This is a genomic window from Flavobacterium procerum, assembly GCF_042431625.1.
Taxonomy (GTDB): Bacteria; Bacteroidota; Bacteroidia; order Flavobacteriales; family Flavobacteriaceae; genus Flavobacterium; species Flavobacterium procerum.
On sequence record NZ_JBHLYW010000011.1, the window covers coordinates 36,930 to 60,464 of the forward strand.

Consider the following 23,535-nt stretch of genomic DNA (forward strand, 5'->3'; position numbering starts at 1 on the left):
TCACAGTTAAGTGAAGCTTTCGTTTTTTATTTATTAGACTTGAACTCTCGTAAAGCGTGTCCAGTATAAATTTGTCTTGGTCTTCCGATTGGCTCTTTATTTTCGCGCATCTCTTTCCATTGTGCAATCCATCCTGGCAATCTTCCAATAGCAAACATTACTGTAAACATATCAGTAGGAATACCTAATGCTCTGTAGATAATTCCAGAGTAGAAATCAACGTTTGGATATAAATTTCTTGATTTGAAGTATTCATCTTCTAAAGCAGCAGTCTCTAATTTTCTTGCAATATCTAAAATTGGATCTTCAACTCCTAAAGTCTCTAATACTTCTTGAGCTGCTTTTTTGATGATTTTTGCTCTTGGATCAAAGTTTTTGTAAACTCTGTGTCCGAATCCCATTAAACGGAATGGATCATTTTTATCTTTAGCTTTTGCCAAGAATTTATCTGTATCTCCACCATCTTTATTAATTTCTTCTAGCATTTCAAGTACCGCCTGATTTGCACCTCCATGAAGAGGTCCCCAAAGAGCAGAAACTCCTGAAGATATTGAAGCAAATAATCCAGCGTGTGAAGAACCTACCATTCTTACTGTAGAAGTGGAACAGTTTTGTTCGTGGTCTGCGTGAAGAATAAACAATTTATCTAAAGCATCAATTACAACAGGGCTTGCTTTGTAAGGTCCTGTAGGCAATTGAAACATTAGCTGCATAAAATTCTCAACATACCCTTTAGTATTGTCGTAATAATTTAAAGGATACCCCATAGATTTTCTGTAAGTCCATGTAGCAATCACTAGAAATTTAGCCATTGTTTTACAAATAGCTTCATACATTTCTTTTTCGTTATCAACATTTACCGCTTTAGGATTAAAAGCCGTTAAAGCACTTGTTAACGCTGATAAAACTCCCATAGGATGCGCTGTCTTTGGAAAACCGTCAATGATATTTTTCATTTCTTCGTTTACCAAAGAATGTTTTTTAATATTGTTTTCAAAGTTTTCTAATTCGGCAGTAGTTGGTAATTCTCCGAAAATCAAAAGATAAGACACTTCTAAGAAACTGGCTTTTTCGGCCAAGTCTTCGATTGAATATCCTCTGTAACGCAAAATTCCTAATTCACCATCTAGGAAAGTGATTTCACTCTTACATGATCCAGAGTTTTTATAACCTGGGTCAATCGTAATAAAACCTGTTAAATCACGTAATTTGTTGATATCGATAGCAGACTCATTTTCACTCCCTGTAATTACAGGAAGTTCAATTTTCTTACCATCAACTTCTAATGTAGCTATTTTTGACATAATATCTCGGAAATAATTCTTTAAATAATAATTTACCAAATCTAATGAATTTAACATTAATTAAAAAAAGAATACTGCTATGAATTTGTTAAAACTCCAAAAAAAAACCATTCGTTAAAAAACGAATGGCTTATCTTAATGTAACTCTTATGATTATTTAATCTTGAAAGCGTTTAATCCTGGGAAATAAGCAGTATTTCCAAGTTCTTCTTCAATTCTTAATAATTGATTGTATTTTGCCATACGATCAGAACGAGAAGCCGAACCAGTTTTAATTTGACCACAGTTTAAAGCTACAGCTAAATCTGCGATTGTATTATCTTCAGTTTCTCCAGAACGGTGAGACATTACTGATGTATATCCAGCATTTTTAGCCATGTTTACAGCAGCAATTGTTTCAGTCAAAGTACCAATTTGGTTCACTTTTACCAAAATCGAGTTAGCAATTCCTTTTTCGATACCAGTCGACAAACGAGCAACGTTAGTAACAAATAAATCATCACCAACTAATTGTACTTTATCACCAATTTTTTCAGTTAAAGCTTTCCATCCATCCCAATCATCTTCGTACATACCGTCTTCAATAGAAATGATTGGATATTTAGCAGCAAGTTCAGCTAAATACTCAGCTTGTTCTTCAGAAGTTCTGATTTTTCCTGTTTCTCCTTCAAATTTAGTATAATCGTATTTACCATTTACATAAAATTCAGAAGCAGCACAATCAAGCGCAATCATAATTTCGTCACCGAAAGTATATCCAGCTTTTTCAACTGCCAATTTGATAGTATCTAAAGCATCTTCAGTTCCACCAGCCAAGTTTGGAGCAAAACCTCCTTCGTCACCAACAGCCGTACTTAAACCTCTATCGTGTAAAACTTTTTTCAAGCTATGGAAAATTTCAGTTCCCATTTGCATAGAATGCGTAAAAGAAGTTGCTTTTACTGGGAAAATCATAAACTCTTGGAATGCGATCGGCGCATCTGAGTGAGAACCTCCATTGATGATGTTCATCATCGGAACAGGAAGCGTGTTAGCAGAAACCCCACCAACATATCTGTATAATGGCAATCCTAGTTCGTTAGCAGCAGCTTTAGCAGCAGCTAATGAAACTCCTAGAATAGCATTAGCTCCTAATTTTGATTTGTTTGGAGTTCCATCCAAATCAATCATTAATTGGTCAATTGTGTTTTGTTCGAAAACAGAAGTTCCAACTAATTCTTCAGCAATAACAGTATTTACATTGTTCACTGCATTCAAAACACCTTTTCCTAGGTAAGCTTTACCTCCGTCACGTAATTCAACAGCTTCGTGCTCTCCAGTTGAAGCTCCAGATGGAACAGCAGCTCTACCTAAAACACCATTTTCAGTTACTACATCAACTTCGATAGTAGGATTCCCTCTGGAATCAAGAATTTGTCTTGCGTGAACTTTAATTATAATACTCATTATTTTTATTTTTTATTAATAAATTATATATATTTTTTCGAAATTATAAAAATATTTAATACTAAAAACGCATTGTAGTCATTAAACACCTTTATTTATTAACTACATCGTTTTAGGCTTTACTAGTTTTGATATTATCCACAAATTGATCGAACAAATATGAAGAATCATGTGGACCAGGACTAGCTTCCGGATGGTATTGTACTGAAAAACAATTCTTGTTTTTCATACGCATACCCGCAACTGTATTATCATTCAGGTGGATATGTGTAAGCTCTAATTCAGGATGTCCTTCCAATGCTTCTCTTTTTACGGCAAAACCATGGTTTTGAGAAGTGATCTCTCCTTTACCAGTAAGAAGATTTTTTACTGGATGATTAATTCCTCTGTGTCCTCCAAACATCTTATAGGTCTGAACACCATTTGCTAGAGCGATAATCTGATGTCCAAGGCAAATTCCAAACAAAGGTTTATCATTAGCGATGATTTGCTTAGCAACATCGATTACTCCATGAAGAGGATCTGGGTCACCAGGACCATTCGACAAGAAATAACCGTCTGGATTAAATGCTGTTAAATCTTCATATGATGAATCATACGGAAATACTTTAATGTAACAGTCTCTCTTTGCAAGATTTCTTAAAATATTCTTTTTAATTCCAAGATCTAAAGCTGAAATTTTGTAAGTCGCATTTTCATCCCCAATAAAATAAGGTTCAGTAGTTGATACTTTAGAAGCCAATTCCAAACCTTCCATATTAGGTACATTTGCTAATTCTTTCTTTAAGTCTTCGACAGAGGTGCCATCTGTACAAATTACAGCATTCATTGCACCATTATCACGAATGTAGCTTACAAGTGCTCTTGTATCAACATCAGAAATACAAATCAGGTTATGTTTAGCAAAATAATCTTCTAAACTTCCTGATGCCGCTTCACGCGAAAAATTAAAGCTGAAGTTTTTACAAACCAAACCAGCAATTTTCACACTTTCTGATTCTACTTCTAAGTCATTCACACCATAATTACCAATATGTGGATTAGTAGTTACCATTATCTGACCAAAATAAGAAGGATCTGTAAAAATCTCCTGATACCCTGTCATTCCCGTATTAAAACAAACTTCACCAAAAGTTTTACCGCTTATTCCGATAGATTTTCCGTGAAAAATTGTTCCGTCACTAAGTAATAAAATGGCGCTTTGTCGTGTTGTGTATTTCATTCTTTAATTTGTATTGTTTTTTTAATTGTCTTATGAAACCTTTAGCTTCATTTGTAATTAGATATTTTGCAAATTTAATTCTTTAAAAGAGTGCCTCCAAGGTTTTTCAAAAAATTCATTCATAAAAATAAAACCTTGAAACTTAAATAAGTTAAAAATTTGTTTTTGAAAAAATCAAAAAAAAAGGATAAACTAAAAATTAGTCTATCCTTTATTTTTATAGAATTATTACTTTCATAATTATTCTGAAGCTTCAGTAGTCGTTTCTGATTCAGCAGCAGGAGCTTCTGGAGCAGCGGTTTCAGTTTTTTTACTTTTACCACCACGACGGCTTTTTGCTTTTTTAACTTCTTTTTTACCTCCGTTGTAAAGTTCATTGAAATCAACAAGCTCAATCATCGCCATATCAGCGTTATCTCCCAAACGATTTCCAACTTTAATGATACGAGTGTATCCTCCTGGACGGTCACCAACTTTAGCAGCTACGTCTCTGAACAAGTCAGTTACAGCATATTTGCTACGTAAGTAAGCAAAAACAATACGACGGTTGTGAGTCGTATCTTCTTTTGATTTTGTGATTAAAGGCTCAACAAATTGTTTAAGCGCTTTAGCCTTAGCAACAGTAGTGTTAATACGTTTGTGCTCGATAAGAGAACAAGCCATATTAGCCAACATAGCTTTTCTATGTCCAGTCTGTCTGCTTAAGTGGTTGAATTTTTTTCCGTGTCTCATGACGTGTTTTTTTTATCTTCATCTTGCTACAATCCACTATGGAGAGCAAAATATGAAGTAAATTATTCTTTATCTAATTTGTATTTAGCTAAATCCATTCCGAAAGTAAGATTCTTCACTGCAACAAGTTCATCAAGTTCAGTTAAAGATTTTTTACCGAAATTACGGAATTTCATTAGGTCATTTTTATTGAACGATACTAGATCACCAAGTGTATCAACTTCAGCCGCTTTCAAGCAATTTAATGCTCTCACAGATAAATCCATATCAACAAGCTTAGTTTTAAGCAATTGTCTCATATGCAATGACTCTTCATCATATGATTCTGTTTGTGCAATTTCGTCAGCCTCGAGTGTAATTCTTTCGTCAGAAAATAACATGAAGTGGTGAATTAAAACTTTTGCAGCTTCAGTAAGAGCATCTTTTGGATTGATTGAACCATCAGTCTTAATTTCAAAAACTAATTTTTCGTAATCTGTTTTTTGCTCTACACGGAAGTTTTCAATCGCGTATTTTACATTCTTTACAGGAGTAAAGATAGAATCTGTAAAAATAGTACCAATTGCCGCATTTTGTTTTTTGTTCTCCTCAGCAGGAACGTATCCTCTACCTTTTTCGATAGTTAAATCGAAATTCAATTTGATTTTAGAATCTAAGTTACAGATTACAAGATCTGGATTCAGAACTTGAAAACCTGAAATAAATTTCTGGAAATCACCTGCTGTCAATTGATCTTTACCAGAAACAGAAATAGTAACTGCTTCATTATCGATATCTTCAATTTGACGTTTAAAACGTACTTGTTTTAGATTAAGGATAATTTCTGTAACATCTTCAACAACACCTGAAATAGTAGAAAACTCATGATCCACACCCTCGATACGAACAGATGTAATTGCATAACCTTCTAATGCTGAAAGCAAAACTCTTCTAAGTGCATTACCAACTGTCAATCCGTAACCAGGTTCTAAAGGTCTGAATTCAAATTTACCTTCAAAATCGGTTGAATCGATCATGATAACTTTATCGGGCTTTTGAAAATTAAATATTGCCATAAATTTCGACTAAGTCAATTATTATTTGTTGTACAACTCTACGATTAATTGTTCTTTAATGTTTTCTGGAATTTGAAGTCTTGCAGGTACAGAAACGAAAGTTCCTTCTTTAAGATCATTGTTCCAAGTAATCCATTCATAAACATGACTTGAATTTGATAAAGAACGTTCGATAGCTTCTAAAGATTTAGATTTTTCACGAACTGCAACTTTATCACCAGGCTTAAGGTGGTAAGAAGGAATATTTACAACTTCTCCATTTACAGTAATGTGTCTGTGAGAAACGATTTGACGCGCACCTCTTCTAGATGGAGCAATTCCCATTCTAAAAACAACATTATCTAATCTTGCTTCGCATAATTGTAATAAAACTTCACCAGTTACTCCTTTAGTCGCTGATGCTTTTTCGAATAAATTTCTGAATTGTTTTTCTAAAATTCCATAAGAATATTTAGCTTTTTGCTTTTCCATTAACTGAACAGCGTACTCAGATTTTTTTCCTCTTTTTTTAGCCATCCCGTGTTGTCCAGGTGGGTAATTTCTTTTTTCGAAAGATCTATCATCTCCGAAGATTGCTTCGCCGAATTTACGAGCGATTTTGGTTTTAGGACCAGTATATCTTGCCATTTTAAAAAAAATTAAAGGTAGAAATTATGAATTCAGGTCTAATCCTTCGATAATCTATGTTCTACCTTGTTTATACTATAAATAATAAAAAAAATTAAACTCTACGTCTTTTTGGAGGACGACATCCGTTGTGAGGCATTGGAGTAACATCAATGATTTCTGTAACTTCAATTCCTCCGTTATGAATAGAACGGATAGCAGACTCACGTCCGTTACCTGGTCCTTTTACATAAACTTTCACTTTTTTAAGTCCTGCCTCTAGTGCTACTTTAGCACAATCTTCTGCTGCCATCTGAGCTGCATAAGGAGTGTTCTTTTTAGAACCTCTGAAACCCATTTTACCAGCTGAAGACCAAGAAATAACTTCACCTTTTTTATTAGTCAAAGAAATGATAATGTTGTTGAAAGTGGCAGAAATATGAGCCTCACCCGTTGATTCAACGATAACTTTACGTTTTTTTGCAGTTGCTTTAGCCATATTACTTATTATTTAGTTGCTTTTTTCTTGTTAGCAACAGTTTTTCTTTTACCTTTTCTTGTTCTAGAGTTGTTTTTAGTTCTTTGCCCTCTTAAAGGAAGACCAGATCTGTGACGAATACCTCTGTAACATCCAATATCCATTAAACGTTTAATGTTTAAAGAAATTTCAGAACGTAATTCTCCTTCAATTTTGTAAAATGAAACAGCATCACGAATTGCACCGATTTCATCGTCATTCCAATCTTGAACTTTTTTATCCTGGCTAACTTGAGCTTTTTCTAAAATCTCAATAGCTCTACTTTTTCCTAATCCGAAGATATAGGTAAGTGCTATAACACCTCTCTTGTTTTTTGGGATATCTACCCCTGCTATTCTTGCCATAATTATCCTTGTCTTTGTTTAAATCTAGGATTCTTTTTGTTTATTACGTACAATCTCCCTTTTCTACGCACGATAATGCACTCGGCGCTTCTCTTTTTTACTGATGCTCTAACTTTCATATTGAATATCCTTTAATATCGATAAGTAATTCTTGCTTTTGACAAATCGTAAGGACTCATTTCCAGTTTCACTTTATCACCAGGTAATAATTTGATGTAATGCATACGCATTTTACCAGAAATATGAGCAATTACAATATGTCCATTTTCTAACTCTACACGGAACATCGCATTAGATAATGCTTCGATGATTGATCCGTCTTGTTCTATTGCTGATTGTTTTGCCATAAATATATTAAGCTACTGCTTTTCTATTTTTACCAGTCTTCATTAAACCATCATAATGTTTGTTTAACAAGTATGAATTGATTTGTTGAATAGTATCTATCGCAACACCAACCATAATTATTAATGAGGTACCTCCAAAAAACATTGCCCAAGATTGTTGTACATCCATAATACTTACAACAATAGCTGGGAACACAGCAATCAAAGCAAGGAATAAAGATCCTGGGAAAGTTATTAAAGACATCACTTTATCAAGGAAGTCAGAAGTTTCTGCTCCAGGACGTACTCCTGGTATAAAACCACCGCTTCTCTTTAAATCATCGGCCATTTTGTTAGTAGGTACAGTGATTGCAGTGTAGAAAAATGTAAATACAATAATTAAAGTTGCAAAAACAAAATTATACCAGAAACCAAACATATTACTAAATGTACCAACAATAGATTGTGATGTATCTGATTTAGACAATCCAGCTACTGCAGCAGGAATAAACATAATTGCCTGAGCAAAGATGATTGGCATAACCCCAGAAGCATTTAGCTTAAGAGGAATCCATTGTCTATTACCACCAGCCAAATCTTGCTCATAATCTCCAGTTGTTGTACGACGAGCGTATTGTACCGGAATTCTGCGTACTGCCATTGTAAGCAACACACAAGAAATGATCACTAATAACCACACAATAATTTCAATAACTAATAACATTGGTCCTCCATTGTTGTTGGTAACTCTTGTTGTAAACTCTTGAATAAAAGCTTGTGGCAAACGAGCTAAAATACCAACCATAATTAATAATGAAATTCCGTTACCGATACCTTTATCCGTAATTTTTTCTCCAAGCCACATAGCAAAAATAGTACCAGTTACTAAAATTATCACTGACGAGAATAAAAACTCAGGAGAATCAAAGCCCAGCAAAAATGCATTACTAGGCAGTGTTCTGTATAAATTATAGATATAAGTTGGACCTTGAACCAATGTGATAGCGATTGTCAACCAGCGAGTGATTTGATTAATCTTTTTTCTACCACTTTCTCCATCATTTTGAAGTTTTTGTAAATATGGAATCGCAATCCCCATCAACTGAACAACAATAGACGCAGAAATATAAGGCATGATACCTAAGGCAAAAACTGAAGCCTTAGAGAAAGCACCCCCGGTGAACATGTCTAGAATAGATCCTAGACCATTTTTAGTTTGTCCCGCTAAACCAGTCAATTGCGTTGCGTCAATTCCAGGAAGCGTAACGTGTGCTCCAAAACGATATACTAAAAGTAATCCTAATGTAATTAAGATTCTATTTTTTAGTTCTTCGATTTTCCAAACATTACTTATTGATTCAATAAATTTCTTCATCTTAATAGATAAGTTATATAGTTACAGCTTCTCCACCTGCAGCTTCAATAGCCGCTTTTGCAGTAGCAGTAAATTTGTGGGCAGTTACTTTTAATTTTGCTTTCAATTCTCCTCTACCTAAAATCTTAACGATTTCATTTTTAGAAGCTAGACGATTTGCTACGAAATCTGTCATTGAAACAGAATCAGTAATTACACCGTTATCAACTAATAATTGAAGAGTATCTAAATTAACACCTTCGTATTCTTTACGATTGATGTTTTTGAAACCAAACTTAGGCACACGTCTTTGAAGTGGCATTTGCCCTCCTTCAAAACCAATCTTTTTAGAATAACCAGAACGAGATTTAGCTCCTTTGTGTCCACGCGCAGCGGTACCACCTTTTCCAGAACCTTCTCCTCTACCTAATCTTTTGTTTTGATTGTGTGTAGATCCTTCAGCAGGTTGTAAGTTACTTAAATTCATAACAGTATTTGTTATTTAGCTTCTTCTACAGAAACTAAGTGTTTAACTTTGTTTATCATCCCAAGGATAGCAGGATTTGACTCATGCTCCACAACTTGTCCAATTTTACGTAGACCTAAAGCTTCCAACCCTCTCTTTTGAGAAAGAGGACAGTTGATTTTGCTTCTTACTTGTTTTACTAATAATTTAGCCATAATTTCCTGAATTAACCTTTAAAAACTTTCTCTAAAGAAACACCTCTTTGTTTTGCAACAGTGTGAGCGCTTCTCATTTGCAATAAAGCATCAAAAGTTGCTTTTACTACGTTATGTGGATTTGATGATCCTTGAGATTTAGACAATACATCGTGAATACCTACTGACTCAAGAACCGAACGAACAGCTCCACCAGCAATAACTCCAGTACCATGAGAGGCAGGAATTAAGAATACACGTGCACCACCAAATTTACCTTTTTGTTCGTGAGGAACAGATTGTCCGTTCAAAGGAATTCTTACCAAGTTTTTCTTAGCATCTTCTACTGCTTTCGCAATTGCTTCAGAAACGTCTTTAGATTTTCCTAATCCGTGACCAACTACTCCATTTTCATCACCTACAACTACAATAGCAGAAAAACCAAAAGCTCTACCTCCTTTTGTAACTTTAGTAACACGATTAACACTAACTAGACGATCTTTTAATTCAAGACCACTAGGTTTTACCAATTCTACATTTTTGTATTTAGACATAATATATTAGAATTTAAGTCCAGCGGCTCTTGCGCCTTCTGCTAATGATTTAATACGACCGTGATACAAATATCCACCTCTGTCGAAAGTGATGGTATCAATCCCAGCTTGTAACGCTTTCTCTGCAACTAATTTTCCAACAGCAGCAGCGATTTCAACGTTAGTACCTTTTCCTATTTCTTTTTCTCTTGAAGATGCAGCTAATATAGTAACTCCATTTACATCATCAATAAGTTGAGCGTAAATTTCTTTATTACTTCTAAAAACAGAAAGTCTAGGTCTTGCAGCAGAACCACTAACCGATTTTCTAATTCTGAATTTAATTCTCTGTCTTCTTTCAGATTTTGTTAATGACATAATCTTATATTTTAAGCTGATTTACCTGCTTTTCTTCTTAATACTTCACCCACAAATTTAACACCTTTTCCTTTATATGGCTCTGGCTTACGGAAACTTCTGATTTTCGCAGCAACTTGTCCTAAAAGTTGTTTATCAAATGATGTTAATTTTACGATTGGGTTCTTACCTTTTTCAGATACTGTTTCTAAAGCTACTTCAGGAGCAATCTCTAAAACAATATTGTGAGAATATCCAAGAGCTAAATCTAATTTTTGACCTTGGTTTGAAGCTCTATAACCAACTCCAACTAATTCTAGTTCTTTTGTGAAACCTTCAGAAACACCAACAACCATATTACTGATCAAAGATCTGAATAATCCGTGTTTTGCTCTGTGGTCTTTATGGTCAGATGATCTTTCAACTAAAACCTGATCACCTTCAACAGTTACATTTACGTCCGAAAACTCCTGAACTAGTTGACCTTTTTTTCCTTTTACTGTAATAATACCGTCTTTAACTTCTACAGTTACACCAGCAGGGATTACAATTGGGCTTTTACCTATTCTTGACATCTTATCTAGTGTTTAAAATTAGTATACGTAACAAATTACTTCACCACCTACATTTAACTGCTTAGCTTGTTTTCCAGTCATCAAACCTTTTGATGTAGAAACAATAGCAATTCCTAACCCATTAAGGATTCTTGGTAATTTGGCAGCACCTGCGTACTTACGTAAACCAGGTTTACTAATTCTCTGGATATCTTTAATTACAGGCTCTTTAGTATCTTTATCATACTTTAAAGCAATTTTGATAGAACCTTGAACTGTGTTCTGCTCAAATTTGTAACTTAAGATATAACCTTGATCAAATAAGATCTTAGTTATTTCTTTTTTTAGATTAGAAGCTGGAATTTCAACAACTTTGTGGTTTGCAGCCACAGCGTTACGAACTCTAGTCAAATAATCTGCAATAGGATCTGTATACATATGTATTTGATTGCGATTATGGTTTTCAGGAAGCACCCGCTTCCTGAACCTTTAATCAATTTATAAACTTTTTTAAATTACCAGCTTGCTTTTTTCACACCTGGAATTAATCCATTGTTTGCCATCTCACGGAAAGTTACACGTGAAATTCCGAATTGACGGATATAACCTCTTGGTCTTCCAGTCAATTTACAACGGTTGTGCAAACGAACAGGTGAAGCGTTTTTTGGTAATCTTTGTAAACCTTCATAGTCTCCAGCTTCTAATAAAGCTTTTCTCTTTTCAGCATACTTAGCTACCGTTTTTTCTCTTTTCACCTCGCGGGCTTTCATTGATTCTTTAGCCATGTCTTAATTCTTTTTAAAAGGTAATCCTAATTCAGCCAATAATGACTTTGCTTCCTTGTCTGTTTTTGCAGTAGTAACAAATGTAATATCCATTCCTGAAATTTTGTTTACTTTGTCAATATCAATTTCTGGGAAAATGATTTGCTCTAAAACTCCAAGATTGTAGTTACCTCTTCCGTCGAAACCAGTAGCTTTAATACCACTAAAATCTCTAACACGTGGTAAAGAAGAAGTAATAAGTCTATCTAAAAACTCATACATTCTTTCTCCACGTAAAGTAACTTTTGCTCCAATAGGCATTCCTTTTCTTAATTTGAAAGAAGCAACGTCTTTCTTAGAAATAGTAGCTACTGCTTTTTGTCCAGTGATCTTTGTTAACTCATCAACTGCATAATCAATAAGTTTTTTATCAGATACAGCTGCACCAACTCCACGGCTCAAAACGATTTTTTCCAATTTAGGAACTTGCATCACGTTTGTATATCCGAATTCCTCTCTAAGAGCAGAAATCACTCTACTCTTATATTCTTCTTTTAGTCTAGGTGTATATGCCATTACTATAGTACTTGATTAGATTTTTTTGAAAATCTTACTTTCTTATCTCCTTCTACTCTGATACCTACTCTAGTTGTTTCCTTAGTTTTAGGATCAATTAAAGCAATGTTAGAAATTTGAATAGAAGCTTCTTTCTTAACGATACCACCTTGAGGGTTTTTAGCACTTGGCTTAGTGTGTTTAGAAACCAAGTTTACACCTTCAACTATCGCTTTGTTTTTCTCACGGTAAACACGTAAAACTTTACCTTCAGCACCTTTATGGTCTCCAGCAATAACTCTTACGATATCTCCTGATTTTATTTTTAGCTTTATCATCTTAAAACGAATTAAAGCACTTCTGGTGCTAATGATACAATTTTCATGAATTGTTTTTCACGAAGTTCTCTTGCTACCGGACCAAAAACACGTGTCCCTCTCATTTCTCCTGCTGCATTCAAAAGAACACATGCATTGTCATCGAAACGGATATAAGAACCATCAGCTCTTCTCACTTCTTTTTTGGTACGTACAACAACTGCAGTTGAAACAGCTCCTTTTTTTACGTTTCCGTTTGGAGTTGCATCTTTGATAGAAACTACAATTTTGTCACCAACAGAGGCATATCTTCTTTTAGTACCTCCTAAAACACGAATAGTTAAAACTTCTTTAGCTCCCGTGTTATCTGCTACTTTTAGTCTTGATTCTTGTTGTACCATAATTATTTAGCTCTTTCTAAGATTTCAACTAATCTCCAACATTTTGTTTTACTTAAAGGACGCGTTTCGCTGATTCTTACAGTATCTCCAATGTTACAGTCGTTTTTTTCGTCGTGTGCAACGTATTTTTTAGTTTTTAACACGAACTTACCGTATAATGGGTGTTTTACTTTTCTTACTTCAGCAATAACGATAGATTTATCCATCTTATTTGAAGTAACAACACCTATTCTTTCTTTTCTTAAATTTCTTTTTTCTTCCATCTTTCAGCAGAATACAATTATTGTAACTCTCTTTTAGTTAACTCTGTAGCTAATCTTGCAACTGTTCTTCTCAAACTTCTAATTTGAAGTGGATTTGCAATTGGAGAAATAGCATGAGCCATTTTTAGGTCAGCATATACTTTCTTAGTTTGACTAAGTTTTTCTTGCAACTCCGCTGCAGAAAGATCTTTTATTTCTGATTGTTTCATAATAAATATAAATTATGCTTCGAAATCTCTAGCAACGACGAACTTAGTTTTTACTGGAAGCTTCTGAGCTGCAAGACGTAAAGCCTCTTTTGCAACTGATAACGGAACTCCTCCAACTTCAAACATAATTCTTCCTGGTTTAACAACAGCAGCCCAATATTCAACTGCTCCTTTACCTTTACCCATACGTACTTCAAGAGGCTTCTTAGTAATAGGTTTGTCTGGAAATATTTTAATCCATAATTGTCCCTCTCTTTTCATGTAACGAGTTGCAGCGATACGTGCAGCTTCGATTTGACGAGAAGTTAAGAACATTCCATCTTCATGTACAGATTTAATACCAAACATTCCATTTGAAAGCTCGTGCCCTCTTTGAGAGTTACCTTTCATTCTACCTTTTTGTACCTTACGGTATTTTGTTCTTTTAGGCTGTAACATTTTTCTTTAGTTTAAAAATTTACTTTCTTTTACGAGCATCCGGTTTTCCGCCTTTGTTAAAGTTAGATTTGCCTCTAGGAGCATCCCCACCTTTACCTCCGCCTGTACCAGACTGTTTTTTGTCCATTCCAGCAAGTGGAGAAAGCTCTCTCTTACCGTAAACTTCACCTTTCATGATCCATACTTTGATACCCATTCTACCATAAGTAGTATGAGCTTCAGCAAGAGCATAATCGATGTCTGCTCTGAAAGTTGATAGAGGAATTCTACCTTCTTTGAAACCTTCTGAACGTGCCATCTCAGCACCATTCAAACGACCAGAAATCAAAACTTTGATACCTTCTGCGTTCATACGCATAGAAGCAGCAATAGCCATTTTGATTGCACGTCTGTAAGAAATACGGCTTTCGATTTGACGAGCGATGCTTGTCGCCACAAGATAAGCATCTAACTCAGGTCTTTTAATTTCAAAGATGTTAATTTGAACCTCTTTATCAGTAACTTTCTTAAGTTCCTCTTTTAACTTGTCTACCTCTTGTCCACCTTTTCCGATAATGATACCAGGTCTAGCAGTAGTGATAGTAACGGTTACAAGCTTTAAAGTTCTCTCGATGATTACTTTAGATACACTAGCTTTTGATAAACGAGCATGGATATACTTTCTGATTTTGTGATCTTCAGCCAATTTATCGCCGTAATCATTTCCACCGTACCAGTTTGAGTCCCATCCTCTGATGATACCAAGTCTATTTCCAATTGGATTTGTCTTTTGTCCCATGCTGCTTAAGAATTGCTTTGTGTGTTATTGATAGCTCCAAGCACGATTGTTACGTGGTTAGAACGTTTTCTTATTCTGTGTGCACGACCTTGTGGAGCTGGACGAAGTCTTTTTAACATCATTCCACCATCTACTCTGATCTCTTTAACAAATAATCCAGCTTCTTCTAAATTACCTTCACTATTTTTCTGCTCCCAGTTGTTGATTGCAGATAATAATAGTTTTTCTAATTTTCTTGAAGCTTCTTTAGAACTGAATCTTAAAATGTTAAGTGCTCTTTCTACCTTCTGACCTCTTACCAAGTCCGCTACTAAGCGCATTTTTCTAGGTGAAGTAGGGCAGTTATTCAATTTTGCGAAAGCAATAGACTTGTTAGCCTCTTTTCTCGCATCTGCTGTTTCTCTTTTACGAACTCCCATTGCTTCTTATTTTTTACCTTTATTTTTTGCTCCAGCATGACCTCTAAAAGATCTAGTTGGTGAAAACTCTCCTAATTTGTGACCTACCATGTTTTCTGTTACGTAAACTGGTACAAATTGACGACCGTTATGAACTGCGATAGTTTGTCCAACGAAATCTGGAGTAATCATTGAAGCTCTAGACCAAGTCTTAACAACTGCATTTTTACCACTCTCTACGTTTTCTTGAACTTTCTTATCTAATTTATAATGAACAAAAGGTCCTTTTTTTAATGAACGTGCCATATCTTATTATTTCTTTCTACGTTCTACGATATACTTGTTACTCGGGTTTTTCTTAGAACGAGTTCTGTAACCTTTAGCTGGCAATCCTTTTCTTGAACGTGGATGCCCTCCAGAAGAACGTCCTTCACCACCTCCCATAGGGTGATCAACTGGGTTCATCGCTACTGGTCTAGTTCTAGGTCTTCTTCCTAACCATCTTGTTCTACCTGCTTTTCCAGATACAACTAATTGGTGGTCAGAGTTAGAAACAGCTCCAATTGTAGCCGAACAAGTCAACAAGATTAATCTCGTCTCACCAGAAGGCATTTTAATTGTTGCATATTTCCCGTCTCTTGCCATTAACTGAGCAAAAGTTCCAGCTGAACGAGCAATAACCGCTCCTTGTCCTGGACGTAACTCAATACAAGATATAACAGTTCCAAGAGGAATTCTGCTTAAAGGTAAAGTATTACCAATCTCTGGTTGAGATTCTGGTCCAGAAACTAATTTCTGACCCACTTTCAATCCGTTTTGAGCGATAATATAAGTTTTCTCTCCATCAGCATAAGCTAATAAAGCGATAAATGCAGTACGATTTGGATCGTATTCGATTGATTTCACTGTAGCTGGAATTCCAACTTTAGTTCTTTTGAAATCGATGATACGATATCTCTGCTTGTGACCACCACCCGTATAACGCATGGTCATCTTTCCTTGACTATTTCTACCTCCTGAGTTTTTTATCGGCGCTATCAAAGAGCGTTCCGGCTTATCAGTTGTAATAGCGTCATAACCATTCACAACTCTAAATCGCTGACCCGGGGTAATAGGTTTTAATTTTCTTACTGACATTTTTCTATCTTAGATATTGTTGTAAAAATCAATTGTTTCTCCTTCTTGTACTTGTACAAAAGCTTTTTTAACAGCATTTGTCTTTCCACTGATTAAACCACTTTTAGTGTATTTTGTAGTTCTATCCGGTCTCACATTCATAGTGTTAACTGAAACAATAGTCACTCCATAAGTAGCTTCAACAGCTTTCTTAATTTCGATTTTATTTGCTTTTCTGTCAACAATGAATCCAAAGCGGTTTAAAACTTCACTTTCTTTGGTTACTTTTTCTGTTACTATAGGTCTAATTATGATACTCATACTCCTATTATTTGCTTAAATTTTCTTCAATTAACTCCAAAGAACCTTCCAAAAGCACTAAATTATTAGTGTTTAAAATTGCGTAAGTGCTTAATTCTGAGCTAGTTACGACATTAGAAGCCTTTAAATTACGTGACGACAAATATACATTTTTATTTGACTCACCCAATACAAATAGAGATTTTTTATTTTCTAACCCTAAAGCTCTCAAAACGTTAATGAAATTTTTAGTGTTCGGAACATCAAAATTAAAATCTTCAAGAACGATAATATTCGACTCTTTTGCTTTGATTGAAAAAGCAGATTTTCTAGCCAATCTCTTTAATCCTTTATTCAATTTAAATGAATAACTTCTTGGTCTTGGCCCGAAAACTGTTCCTCCTCCTTTAAACAAAGGATTTTTAACACTTCCCGCACGAGCCGTACCCGTACCTTTTTGTTTTTTAATCTTACGCGTACTTCCAGTCACTTCAGCTCTTTCTTTAGCCTTGTGAGTACCTTGTCTTTGATTAGCAAGATATTGCTTAACATCAAGATATACAGCGTGATTATTTGGTTCAATTGCGAATACTGAATCTGAAAGTTGCACTTTTCTACCAGTATCTTTCCCGTTGAAATCTAATACTTTTACTTCCATTACTTCTGAATGATTACGTAAGAGTTCTTGTGTCCAGGAATACACCCTTTAACAACAAGTAGGTTCTTTTCAGCAACTACTTTTAAAACTCTAAGGTTTTGTACTTTTACATTATCTCCACCCATTCTTCCAGCCATACGCATTCCTTTGAATACTCTAGATGGATAAGAAGAAGCTCCTACAGAACCCGGCGCTCTTAAACGGTTGTGCTGACCATGAGTAGCTTGTCCAACACCACCAAAACCGTGACGTTTAACAACACCCTGGAAACCTTTACCTTTAGACACACCTTGCACGTCTACAAATTCTCCTTCTACAAAAATAGAAACATCAATAAGATCCCCTAATTTTTGTTCAGTTGCAAAATCTTGGAATTCAACGACTTTTTTCTTAGCAACAGTTCCAGCTTTTTTAAAGTGCCCTAAAGCAGCTTTAGTAGAATGTTTCTCGTTTTTGTCATCGAAACCAAGTTGCAACGCTTCATACCCGTCAACCTCGTTGGTTCTGACTTGGGTAACAACGCATGGTCCAGCTTCGATTACTGTACAAGGAATGTTTTTCCCGTTTTCATCAAAAATACTAGTCATGCCGATTTTTTTACCAATTAACCCAGACATAAATATTAATTATTAATTACTAAATCTCCCTTCAATTTGAAAATAACAGAAATTTCCAAACAGGGAGTGCAAAAGTAGACATTAAAAATGAATATACCAAACAGTTACAAAAATTAAATCGCTCATTATCAAAATCCAAGCATTAAACCTCTATCAAAAGCATCCCTGCATACCACAAAATCCAGAACGCATTTTTTACCAAATCACCACTTCACCCTTAACAATAGCTTAATAAAACTGCAACAAAAAACACCACCACCACCTTAAAACAAAGGACCTTACAAAGAATCGCAAAAAAAAGAACACAAAAACCAGAAAGAACCCAAAGACAAAAAAACCGCAATCAAAAACAAAAAAAGCGAGACATTTCTGCCTCGCTTTTTTTATATAAAATATAACAAAAAATTATACTTTTATCTCAACTTCAACCCCACTTGGCAATTCAAGTTTCATTAAAGCATCAATAGTTTTAGATGAAGATGAATAAATATCAATCAATCTCTTGTATGACATTACTTCAAATTGTTCTCTCGCTTTTTTGTTAACGTGCGGAGAACGCAACACAGTGAAAAGTTTTTTGTGAGTTGGCAACGGAATTGGACCTGTTACAACCGCACCAGTAGTTTTTACTGTTTTTACAATCTTTTCAGCAGACTTATCTACCAACATGTGATCGTAAGATTTTAGTTTTATTCTGATTTTTTGACTCATTTTCTTAAGAATTAAGCGTTACCTTTTGCTTTTTTAATTACCGCTTCTGAAATATTAGAAGGCGTTTCTGCATAGTGAGAAAACTCCATTGTTGAAGTAGCTCTACCTGAAGACAATGTTCTCAATGTTGTAACATAACCAAACATTTCAGATAAAGGCACATCAGCTTTAATAGTTTTAGCTCCATTTCTGTCACCCATATCATTCACCTGACCTCTACGACGATTCAAGTCACCTACGATATCACCCATGTTTTCTTCTGGAGTAATAACTTCGATTTTCATGATTGGCTCAAGAATAACAGCTCCAGCAGCACGTCCAGATTCTTTATACCCCATTCTTGCAGCTAATTCAAAAGAAAGAGCATCAGAATCCACAGGGTGGAAAGATCCATCAGTTAAAGTAACTTTCAAACTATCTACAGCATATCCAGCTAACGGACCTGTTTTCATAGCTTCTCTAAATCCTTTTTCAACAGCAGGGATATATTCTTTAGGAACGTTACCACCTTTTACAGCATTGATAAATTGCAATCCAACCGGAACTTTACCATCAACCTCATCAGCAGGCTCAATTGTAAACACGATATCACCGAATTTACCACGACCTCCAGATTGTTTCTTATAAGTCTCTCTATGTTGAGCAGATTTTGTAAACGCTTCTTTATATTCAACCTGAGGCTCACCTTGATTAACCTCTACTTTAAACTCACGCTTCATACGGTCAACTAAGATATCCAAGTGAAGCTCACCCATACCAGAAATAATAGTTTGTCCTGAAGCCTCGTCAGTTCTTACAGTAAACGTAGGATCCTCTTCAGCTAATTTAGCTAAAGCCATACCCATTTTATCAACGTCAGCTTTTGTTTTTGGCTCAATAGCAATACCAATTACAGGATCTGGGAATTTCATAGATTCCAAGATAATTGGATTCTTTTCATCACAAAGAGTATCTCCAGTTTTGATATCTTTAAATCCTACAGCAGCCCCAATATCTCCAGCCTCAATAAATTCGATTGGATTTTGTTTGTTAGCGTGCATTTGGTAAATACGAGAAATTCTCTCTTTATTACCAGAACGAGTATTTAAAACATAAGAACCAGCATCTAAACGTCCAGAGTAAGCACGGAAGAAAGCCAAACGACCTACGAATGGATCAGTAGCAATTTTAAATGCTAAAGCAGCAAATGGCTCCTTAACATCTGGCTTACGCAAGATTTTAGTTTGGTCTTCTTCTAATAAATCAGCATCATCAGGATGAATTCCTTCGATACCTTCTTTATCTAATGGAGATGGTAAATACTTACAAACTGCATCCAACATAAACTGAACACCTTTGTTTTTGAAAGATGAACCAGCAAGCATTGGGATAATTGCCATATCAATAGTAGCAGCCCTTAATGCATTGTTGATTTCTTCCTCTGTAATAGAGTTTTCATCTTCCATGTATTTATCTAAAAGATTCTCGTCGTAAGTAGCAATCTCTTCGATAAGAATAGAACGATATTGTCTAACCTCGTCTACCATATCAGCAGGAATATCAACGATATCAAAAGTAGCCCCTTGTGTTTCATCATGCCATACAATAGCTTGATTTTTCACTAAGTCAACAATACCTTTAAAATCTGCTTCATCACCAATAGGCAAAGTAATTGCAACCGCATTCGATTTCAACATATCTTTAACCTGTCCGCATACAGCTAAAAAGTTAGCACCTTGACGGTCCATTTTGTTTACGAATCCCATACGAGGAACTCTATACTGATCAGCAAGTCTCCAGTTAGTTTCTGATTGAGGCTCAACACCATCAACAGCACTAAATAAGAAAACCAAACCATCAAGTACACGTAAAGAACGGTTTACCTCTACAGTAAAGTCAACGTGTCCAGGAGTATCAATAATATTAAAGTGGTAAGGCAATGATTCTGGAAGAACTTTACCTTGCTCCGTTGGAAAATTCCAAGTACAAGTCGTAGCAGCAGAAGTAATTGTAATACCTCTTTCTTGCTCTTGTGCCATCCAGTCCATTGTTGCAGCACCATCGTGTACCTCACCAATTTTATGTGACTTTCCAGTATAAAAAAGAATACGCTCAGTAGTTGTTGTTTTACCAGCATCAATGTGAGCAGCAATCCCGATATTTCTTGTATATTTTAAATCTCTAGCCATTTCTTTACGAATTAAAATCTAAAGTGAGAGAATGCTTTATTAGCTTCTGCCATTTTGTGAGTATCCATTCTTTTCTTAACCGCAGCACCCTCTTCTTTAGCCGCAGCTAAACACTCAGAAGCTAAACGTTGTGCCATAGATTTCTCATTTCTTCTTCTAGAATAAAGTATTAACCACTTCATTGCCATAGAAATTTTTCTGTCTGGACGGATCTGCATTGGAATTTGGAATGTAGCTCCACCTACTCTACGGCTACGTACTTCTACGTGAGGCATAACGTTAGTTAAAGCATCTTTCCAGATTTCTAATGAAGTTTTCTCATCATTCTGCTTTTTAGTTTCGATGATATCAATTGCATCATAAAAAACTTTAAAAGCTGTAGATTTCTTACCATCCCACATTAAGTTGTTTACAAAACGCGTTACCAACTGGTCGTTAAACCTTGGATCAGGTAAAAGTGGTCTTTTCTTTGCCGCTCTTTTTCTCATGTCTTTTTCTTAAAAGTTTTTAAATTACTTTTTTGCTTCTTTTGGGCGTTTAGCACCGTACTTAGATCTTCTTTGCGTTCTTCCTGCAACACCTGACGTATCAAGCGCTCCACGAACGATGTGATATCTAACACCTGGTAAATCTTTTACCCTTCCACCTCGCACTAATACTATCGAGTGCTCTTGTAGATTGTGTCCTTCTCCTGGGATGTAAGCATTCACCTCATTACCATTTGTCAAACGTACACGCGCAACTTTACGCATTGCAGAGTTTGGTTTTTTTGGTGTAGTAGTGTAAACACGCGTACAAACCCCTCTTCTTTGAGGACAAGAATCTAAAGCAACCGATTTACTCTTCTTAGTGATCTGAGTTCTTCCTGTTCTTACTAATTGTTGAATTGTTGGCATAATTAATACTAAAAATTAATATGATATTAAATTCCCGCTTTTTACGGGGTTGCAAATGTATAAAATAAATTTCACTATACAAACGTTAATCTATTAATTTTCAATAACATTATTTATCCTTATGTTTTTAAAGTGAAACAACTGATATTTGCCTTATTTTTAGAAAATGAAACAGCCTGCACTCAACTATTTCCTTTTTTTTGTTTTTTTCTCCTTCAGTTTTTGCTGTTGTGCTCAAAATTTTCACTTAAAAATAACTGGAACCAATCAAACAGAAAATCAAATTATTGATTCATTGGACTATGCACAAAAACATCTCAATCTAAAATCTCTTTTCAACGAAATAGAAAGCACTTCTGAAAAACTTTCAAAAAAAGGTTATTTAGATCATAAAATCTTAGAAACTGCAAAAACCAACGACAGCACTTATATTTCTATCATCGAATTAAAAAACAAGGTTAAGGAGATACATATATATATAGGTAAAAACAAGGAAGTCCTCGGCGCCCACTCAGAAAAAGACACCGTCAGGATCCCATATTCAGAACTTGAGTCTTTTTTTAATGCCAAAATATCGGTTGCCGAAAAAGCCGGCTATGCATTGAGCAGAATAAAACTCGAAAACATTCAAAAGAAAGGACCGATTGTATTTGCTGATTTAAATTTCAAACTTGAAAAAAAAAGAACTATTAATTCAATCGTAATCAACTACACAAACGAATCTTCAAAAGACTTTTTTCCTGAAGGCCACTTAAAACAGTTAAACAAAAAATACCTCAACAAAACTTTTAACCAAAACGTAATTAAGGAATTACATAACGACATTAACAGCTTCGAATTTGTTGCTCAAACCAAATATCCTGAAATACTATTTACAACCGATTCTACAAAGATTTATACTTATATTGAAAAAAGAAAAGCGAATAACTTTGACGGATACATCGGATTTTCTAATGATGATGACAAAAAATTAAATCTTAATGGCTATCTCGACATCTCGCTTCTCAACATTTTGAAGTCCGGAGAACAATTTTCTCTTTATTGGAAAAGCGACGGAAACCAACAAAAAACTTTTAATGCAAAAATAGAAGTGCCTTATATATTTAAGTCACCTCTCGGCATAAAAGCACAATTGAACATTTTCAAACAGGACAGCACTTTCCAGAACACCAAAACCGCTATTGATTTAGGATACTACCTCAATTACAATTCAAAAATATATCTGGGCTACCAATCGACAGAATCTAGCGATATTCAAAACCAGAACAATTCAACGATCAGCGATTTTGACAATTCCTACCTCACAAGTTCGTTTGATTATAAAAAAAGAGATTATTCCAACATTCTCTTTCCCGTAAAATCTTTTTTCAACTTGATGACTGGTTACGGAAAAAGAAACAGCGCTAATTCTGAAAGCCCAAGCTCAGTTCGACAGTTTTATGCCAATCTGAACTTTGGATACAATTTTGAATTAAACAAGAAAAACTTCATCAACATCAATTCGCAAAATTACATCCTAAACAGCCAAAGCTATTTGGTTAACGAACTAGTTCGGTTTGGAGGCATAAATTCTATCCGTGGATTTTTAGAAAATAGTCTTCAAGCAAATTTCACTGCATTAATACTTACAGAATATCGATATCTTTTATCGCCAAATATCTACATAAACACAATAATTGATTATGGGTTATACCAAGACCTTACAACTTCAACAAATCCCAAAAAAATCAAAAATTTAACAGGTTTTGGAATAGGCGCAACGTTAAACACAACCAACGGCATCTTAAGGATCAATCTTACAAATGGCGCAGAAAACAGCCAAGATTTACAATTATATAACAGTATTATAAACATCTGTTATAATGTTAAATTTTAGTGTTTAACGAAATTTTTATTTTTTTCCCTTGGATAGTTA

Annotated in this window: 36 protein-coding genes; 1 reads left to right on the forward strand and 35 read right to left on the reverse strand. The window is 34.9% G+C overall.

The window, feature by feature from the left end:
* Nucleotides 1-26: 26 nt before the first annotated feature.
* The 35 genes from ACFFLS_RS17955 to rpsL all read right to left on the reverse strand — a co-directional run bounded on the left by ACFFLS_RS17955 (nt 27) and on the right by rpsL (nt 21,620).
* On the reverse strand, nt 27-1,304 hold the full coding sequence (locus tag ACFFLS_RS17955; RefSeq protein ID WP_379686329.1) for a citrate synthase: 1,278 nt from the start codon (nt 1,302-1,304) through the stop codon (nt 27-29).
* 153 nt (nt 1,305-1,457) lie between these two features.
* Nucleotides 1,458-2,750, reverse strand: coding sequence for a phosphopyruvate hydratase (eno, locus tag ACFFLS_RS17960; protein WP_379683513.1), 1,293 nt, complete (start codon nt 2,748-2,750; stop codon nt 1,458-1,460).
* Between the two features lie 112 nt (nt 2,751-2,862).
* Nucleotides 2,863-3,972 carry a glutamine-hydrolyzing carbamoyl-phosphate synthase small subunit gene (carA, locus tag ACFFLS_RS17965; RefSeq protein ID WP_379683514.1) on the reverse strand — a complete coding sequence of 370 codons (1,110 nt, stop codon included), beginning with the start codon at nt 3,970-3,972 and terminating at the stop codon, nt 2,863-2,865.
* Nucleotides 3,973-4,212: 240 nt separating this feature from the next.
* Nucleotides 4,213-4,704, reverse strand: coding sequence for a 50S ribosomal protein L17 (gene rplQ, locus ACFFLS_RS17970; protein WP_379683515.1), 492 nt, complete (start codon nt 4,702-4,704; stop codon nt 4,213-4,215).
* A gap of 62 nt (nt 4,705-4,766) precedes the next feature.
* Complete coding sequence (locus ACFFLS_RS17975) at nt 4,767-5,759, reverse strand: DNA-directed RNA polymerase subunit alpha (protein WP_026109818.1); 993 nt, start codon at nt 5,757-5,759, stop codon at nt 4,767-4,769.
* 21 nt (nt 5,760-5,780) lie between these two features.
* Nucleotides 5,781-6,386 (reverse strand): 30S ribosomal protein S4, encoded by a 606-nt coding sequence (gene rpsD, locus ACFFLS_RS17980; protein WP_111364450.1) that lies wholly within the window; start codon nt 6,384-6,386, stop codon nt 5,781-5,783.
* A gap of 94 nt (nt 6,387-6,480) precedes the next feature.
* On the reverse strand, nt 6,481-6,864 hold the full coding sequence (rpsK, locus tag ACFFLS_RS17985) for a 30S ribosomal protein S11 (RefSeq protein ID WP_026727866.1): 384 nt from the start codon (nt 6,862-6,864) through the stop codon (nt 6,481-6,483).
* Between the two features lie 8 nt (nt 6,865-6,872).
* Nucleotides 6,873-7,247, reverse strand: a complete 375-nt coding sequence (gene rpsM, locus ACFFLS_RS17990) for a 30S ribosomal protein S13 (RefSeq protein ID WP_026727867.1) — start codon at nt 7,245-7,247, stop codon at nt 6,873-6,875.
* 2 nt (nt 7,248-7,249) lie between these two features.
* Entirely contained in the window at nt 7,250-7,366 is a 117-nt protein-coding gene (ykgO, locus tag ACFFLS_RS17995; RefSeq protein ID WP_002987490.1) for a type B 50S ribosomal protein L36, read from the reverse strand.
* Between the two features lie 12 nt (nt 7,367-7,378).
* Entirely contained in the window at nt 7,379-7,594 is a 216-nt protein-coding gene (gene infA / locus ACFFLS_RS18000; RefSeq protein WP_007136545.1) for a translation initiation factor IF-1, read from the reverse strand.
* A 7-nt stretch (nt 7,595-7,601) separates the two neighbouring features.
* Nucleotides 7,602-8,948, reverse strand: coding sequence for a preprotein translocase subunit SecY (gene secY, locus ACFFLS_RS18005; protein ID WP_379683516.1), 1,347 nt, complete (start codon nt 8,946-8,948; stop codon nt 7,602-7,604).
* A 13-nt stretch (nt 8,949-8,961) separates the two neighbouring features.
* Nucleotides 8,962-9,414, reverse strand: coding sequence for a 50S ribosomal protein L15 (gene rplO, locus ACFFLS_RS18010; RefSeq protein WP_091496646.1), 453 nt, complete (start codon nt 9,412-9,414; stop codon nt 8,962-8,964).
* An 11-nt stretch (nt 9,415-9,425) separates the two neighbouring features.
* Entirely contained in the window at nt 9,426-9,608 is a 183-nt protein-coding gene (gene rpmD / locus ACFFLS_RS18015) for a 50S ribosomal protein L30 (RefSeq protein WP_008464315.1), read from the reverse strand.
* An 11-nt stretch (nt 9,609-9,619) separates the two neighbouring features.
* Nucleotides 9,620-10,144, reverse strand: a complete 525-nt coding sequence (gene rpsE, locus ACFFLS_RS18020) for a 30S ribosomal protein S5 (protein WP_085949269.1) — start codon at nt 10,142-10,144, stop codon at nt 9,620-9,622.
* A gap of 3 nt (nt 10,145-10,147) precedes the next feature.
* Nucleotides 10,148-10,498: a 50S ribosomal protein L18 gene (gene rplR / locus ACFFLS_RS18025; RefSeq protein WP_379683517.1), complete on the reverse strand. Its 351-nt coding sequence runs from the start codon at nt 10,496-10,498 to the stop codon at nt 10,148-10,150.
* Nucleotides 10,499-10,509: 11 nt separating this feature from the next.
* Nucleotides 10,510-11,052, reverse strand: coding sequence for a 50S ribosomal protein L6 (gene rplF / locus ACFFLS_RS18030; RefSeq protein ID WP_379683518.1), 543 nt, complete (start codon nt 11,050-11,052; stop codon nt 10,510-10,512).
* 18 nt (nt 11,053-11,070) lie between these two features.
* Nucleotides 11,071-11,469 carry a 30S ribosomal protein S8 gene (gene rpsH / locus ACFFLS_RS18035; RefSeq protein WP_008464306.1) on the reverse strand — a complete coding sequence of 133 codons (399 nt, stop codon included), beginning with the start codon at nt 11,467-11,469 and terminating at the stop codon, nt 11,071-11,073.
* A gap of 77 nt (nt 11,470-11,546) precedes the next feature.
* Nucleotides 11,547-11,816, reverse strand: coding sequence for a 30S ribosomal protein S14 (gene rpsN / locus ACFFLS_RS18040; RefSeq protein ID WP_008464305.1), 270 nt, complete (start codon nt 11,814-11,816; stop codon nt 11,547-11,549).
* Nucleotides 11,817-11,819: 3 nt separating this feature from the next.
* Nucleotides 11,820-12,371: a 50S ribosomal protein L5 gene (gene rplE, locus ACFFLS_RS18045; RefSeq protein WP_379683519.1), complete on the reverse strand. Its 552-nt coding sequence runs from the start codon at nt 12,369-12,371 to the stop codon at nt 11,820-11,822.
* Nucleotides 12,372-12,373: 2 nt separating this feature from the next.
* On the reverse strand, nt 12,374-12,688 hold the full coding sequence (gene rplX / locus ACFFLS_RS18050; RefSeq protein ID WP_008464300.1) for a 50S ribosomal protein L24: 315 nt from the start codon (nt 12,686-12,688) through the stop codon (nt 12,374-12,376).
* Between the two features lie 11 nt (nt 12,689-12,699).
* Nucleotides 12,700-13,068: a 50S ribosomal protein L14 gene (gene rplN, locus ACFFLS_RS18055; protein WP_007803649.1), complete on the reverse strand. Its 369-nt coding sequence runs from the start codon at nt 13,066-13,068 to the stop codon at nt 12,700-12,702.
* Nucleotides 13,069-13,070: 2 nt separating this feature from the next.
* Entirely contained in the window at nt 13,071-13,331 is a 261-nt protein-coding gene (rpsQ, locus tag ACFFLS_RS18060) for a 30S ribosomal protein S17 (protein ID WP_194140865.1), read from the reverse strand.
* Nucleotides 13,332-13,348: 17 nt separating this feature from the next.
* A complete protein-coding gene (gene rpmC / locus ACFFLS_RS18065; protein WP_135222815.1) occupies nt 13,349-13,540 on the reverse strand; it encodes a 50S ribosomal protein L29 in 192 nt (63 codons plus the stop codon).
* A gap of 12 nt (nt 13,541-13,552) precedes the next feature.
* Complete coding sequence (rplP, locus tag ACFFLS_RS18070; RefSeq protein ID WP_008464295.1) at nt 13,553-13,978, reverse strand: 50S ribosomal protein L16; 426 nt, start codon at nt 13,976-13,978, stop codon at nt 13,553-13,555.
* Nucleotides 13,979-13,997: 19 nt separating this feature from the next.
* Nucleotides 13,998-14,756, reverse strand: coding sequence for a 30S ribosomal protein S3 (rpsC, locus tag ACFFLS_RS18075; protein WP_008464292.1), 759 nt, complete (start codon nt 14,754-14,756; stop codon nt 13,998-14,000).
* A gap of 5 nt (nt 14,757-14,761) precedes the next feature.
* On the reverse strand, nt 14,762-15,175 hold the full coding sequence (gene rplV, locus ACFFLS_RS18080; RefSeq protein ID WP_007803631.1) for a 50S ribosomal protein L22: 414 nt from the start codon (nt 15,173-15,175) through the stop codon (nt 14,762-14,764).
* A gap of 6 nt (nt 15,176-15,181) precedes the next feature.
* Nucleotides 15,182-15,460: a 30S ribosomal protein S19 gene (gene rpsS / locus ACFFLS_RS18085; protein WP_008464288.1), complete on the reverse strand. Its 279-nt coding sequence runs from the start codon at nt 15,458-15,460 to the stop codon at nt 15,182-15,184.
* A 6-nt stretch (nt 15,461-15,466) separates the two neighbouring features.
* Entirely contained in the window at nt 15,467-16,291 is an 825-nt protein-coding gene (rplB, locus tag ACFFLS_RS18090; protein ID WP_379683520.1) for a 50S ribosomal protein L2, read from the reverse strand.
* A gap of 9 nt (nt 16,292-16,300) precedes the next feature.
* The gene (gene rplW / locus ACFFLS_RS18095; RefSeq protein ID WP_379683521.1) at nt 16,301-16,591 is read right to left on the reverse strand and encodes a 50S ribosomal protein L23; all 291 of its coding nucleotides are present in this window, start codon (nt 16,589-16,591) and stop codon (nt 16,301-16,303) included.
* Nucleotides 16,592-16,598: 7 nt separating this feature from the next.
* Nucleotides 16,599-17,228: a 50S ribosomal protein L4 gene (gene rplD, locus ACFFLS_RS18100; protein WP_379683522.1), complete on the reverse strand. Its 630-nt coding sequence runs from the start codon at nt 17,226-17,228 to the stop codon at nt 16,599-16,601.
* Nucleotides 17,228-17,845 (reverse strand): 50S ribosomal protein L3, encoded by a 618-nt coding sequence (gene rplC, locus ACFFLS_RS18105; protein ID WP_135222812.1) that lies wholly within the window; start codon nt 17,843-17,845, stop codon nt 17,228-17,230. Before rplC ends, rplD begins: the two co-directional genes overlap by 1 nt.
* Before the next feature lie 405 nt (nt 17,846-18,250).
* Nucleotides 18,251-18,556, reverse strand: a complete 306-nt coding sequence (rpsJ, locus tag ACFFLS_RS18110) for a 30S ribosomal protein S10 (RefSeq protein ID WP_007803605.1) — start codon at nt 18,554-18,556, stop codon at nt 18,251-18,253.
* Between the two features lie 11 nt (nt 18,557-18,567).
* Complete coding sequence (fusA, locus tag ACFFLS_RS18115) at nt 18,568-20,724, reverse strand: elongation factor G (protein WP_379683523.1); 2,157 nt, start codon at nt 20,722-20,724, stop codon at nt 18,568-18,570.
* 11 nt (nt 20,725-20,735) lie between these two features.
* A complete protein-coding gene (rpsG, locus tag ACFFLS_RS18120) occupies nt 20,736-21,212 on the reverse strand; it encodes a 30S ribosomal protein S7 (protein WP_026727879.1) in 477 nt (158 codons plus the stop codon).
* A 24-nt stretch (nt 21,213-21,236) separates the two neighbouring features.
* Entirely contained in the window at nt 21,237-21,620 is a 384-nt protein-coding gene (gene rpsL, locus ACFFLS_RS18125) for a 30S ribosomal protein S12 (RefSeq protein ID WP_007136570.1), read from the reverse strand.
* Between the two features lie 295 nt (nt 21,621-21,915).
* Here rpsL and ACFFLS_RS18130 point away from each other — a divergent pair, with 295 nt between their 5' ends.
* Entirely contained in the window at nt 21,916-23,496 is a 1,581-nt protein-coding gene (locus ACFFLS_RS18130; protein WP_379683524.1) for a BamA/TamA family outer membrane protein, read from the forward strand.
* Nucleotides 23,497-23,535: the final 39 nt, after the last annotated feature.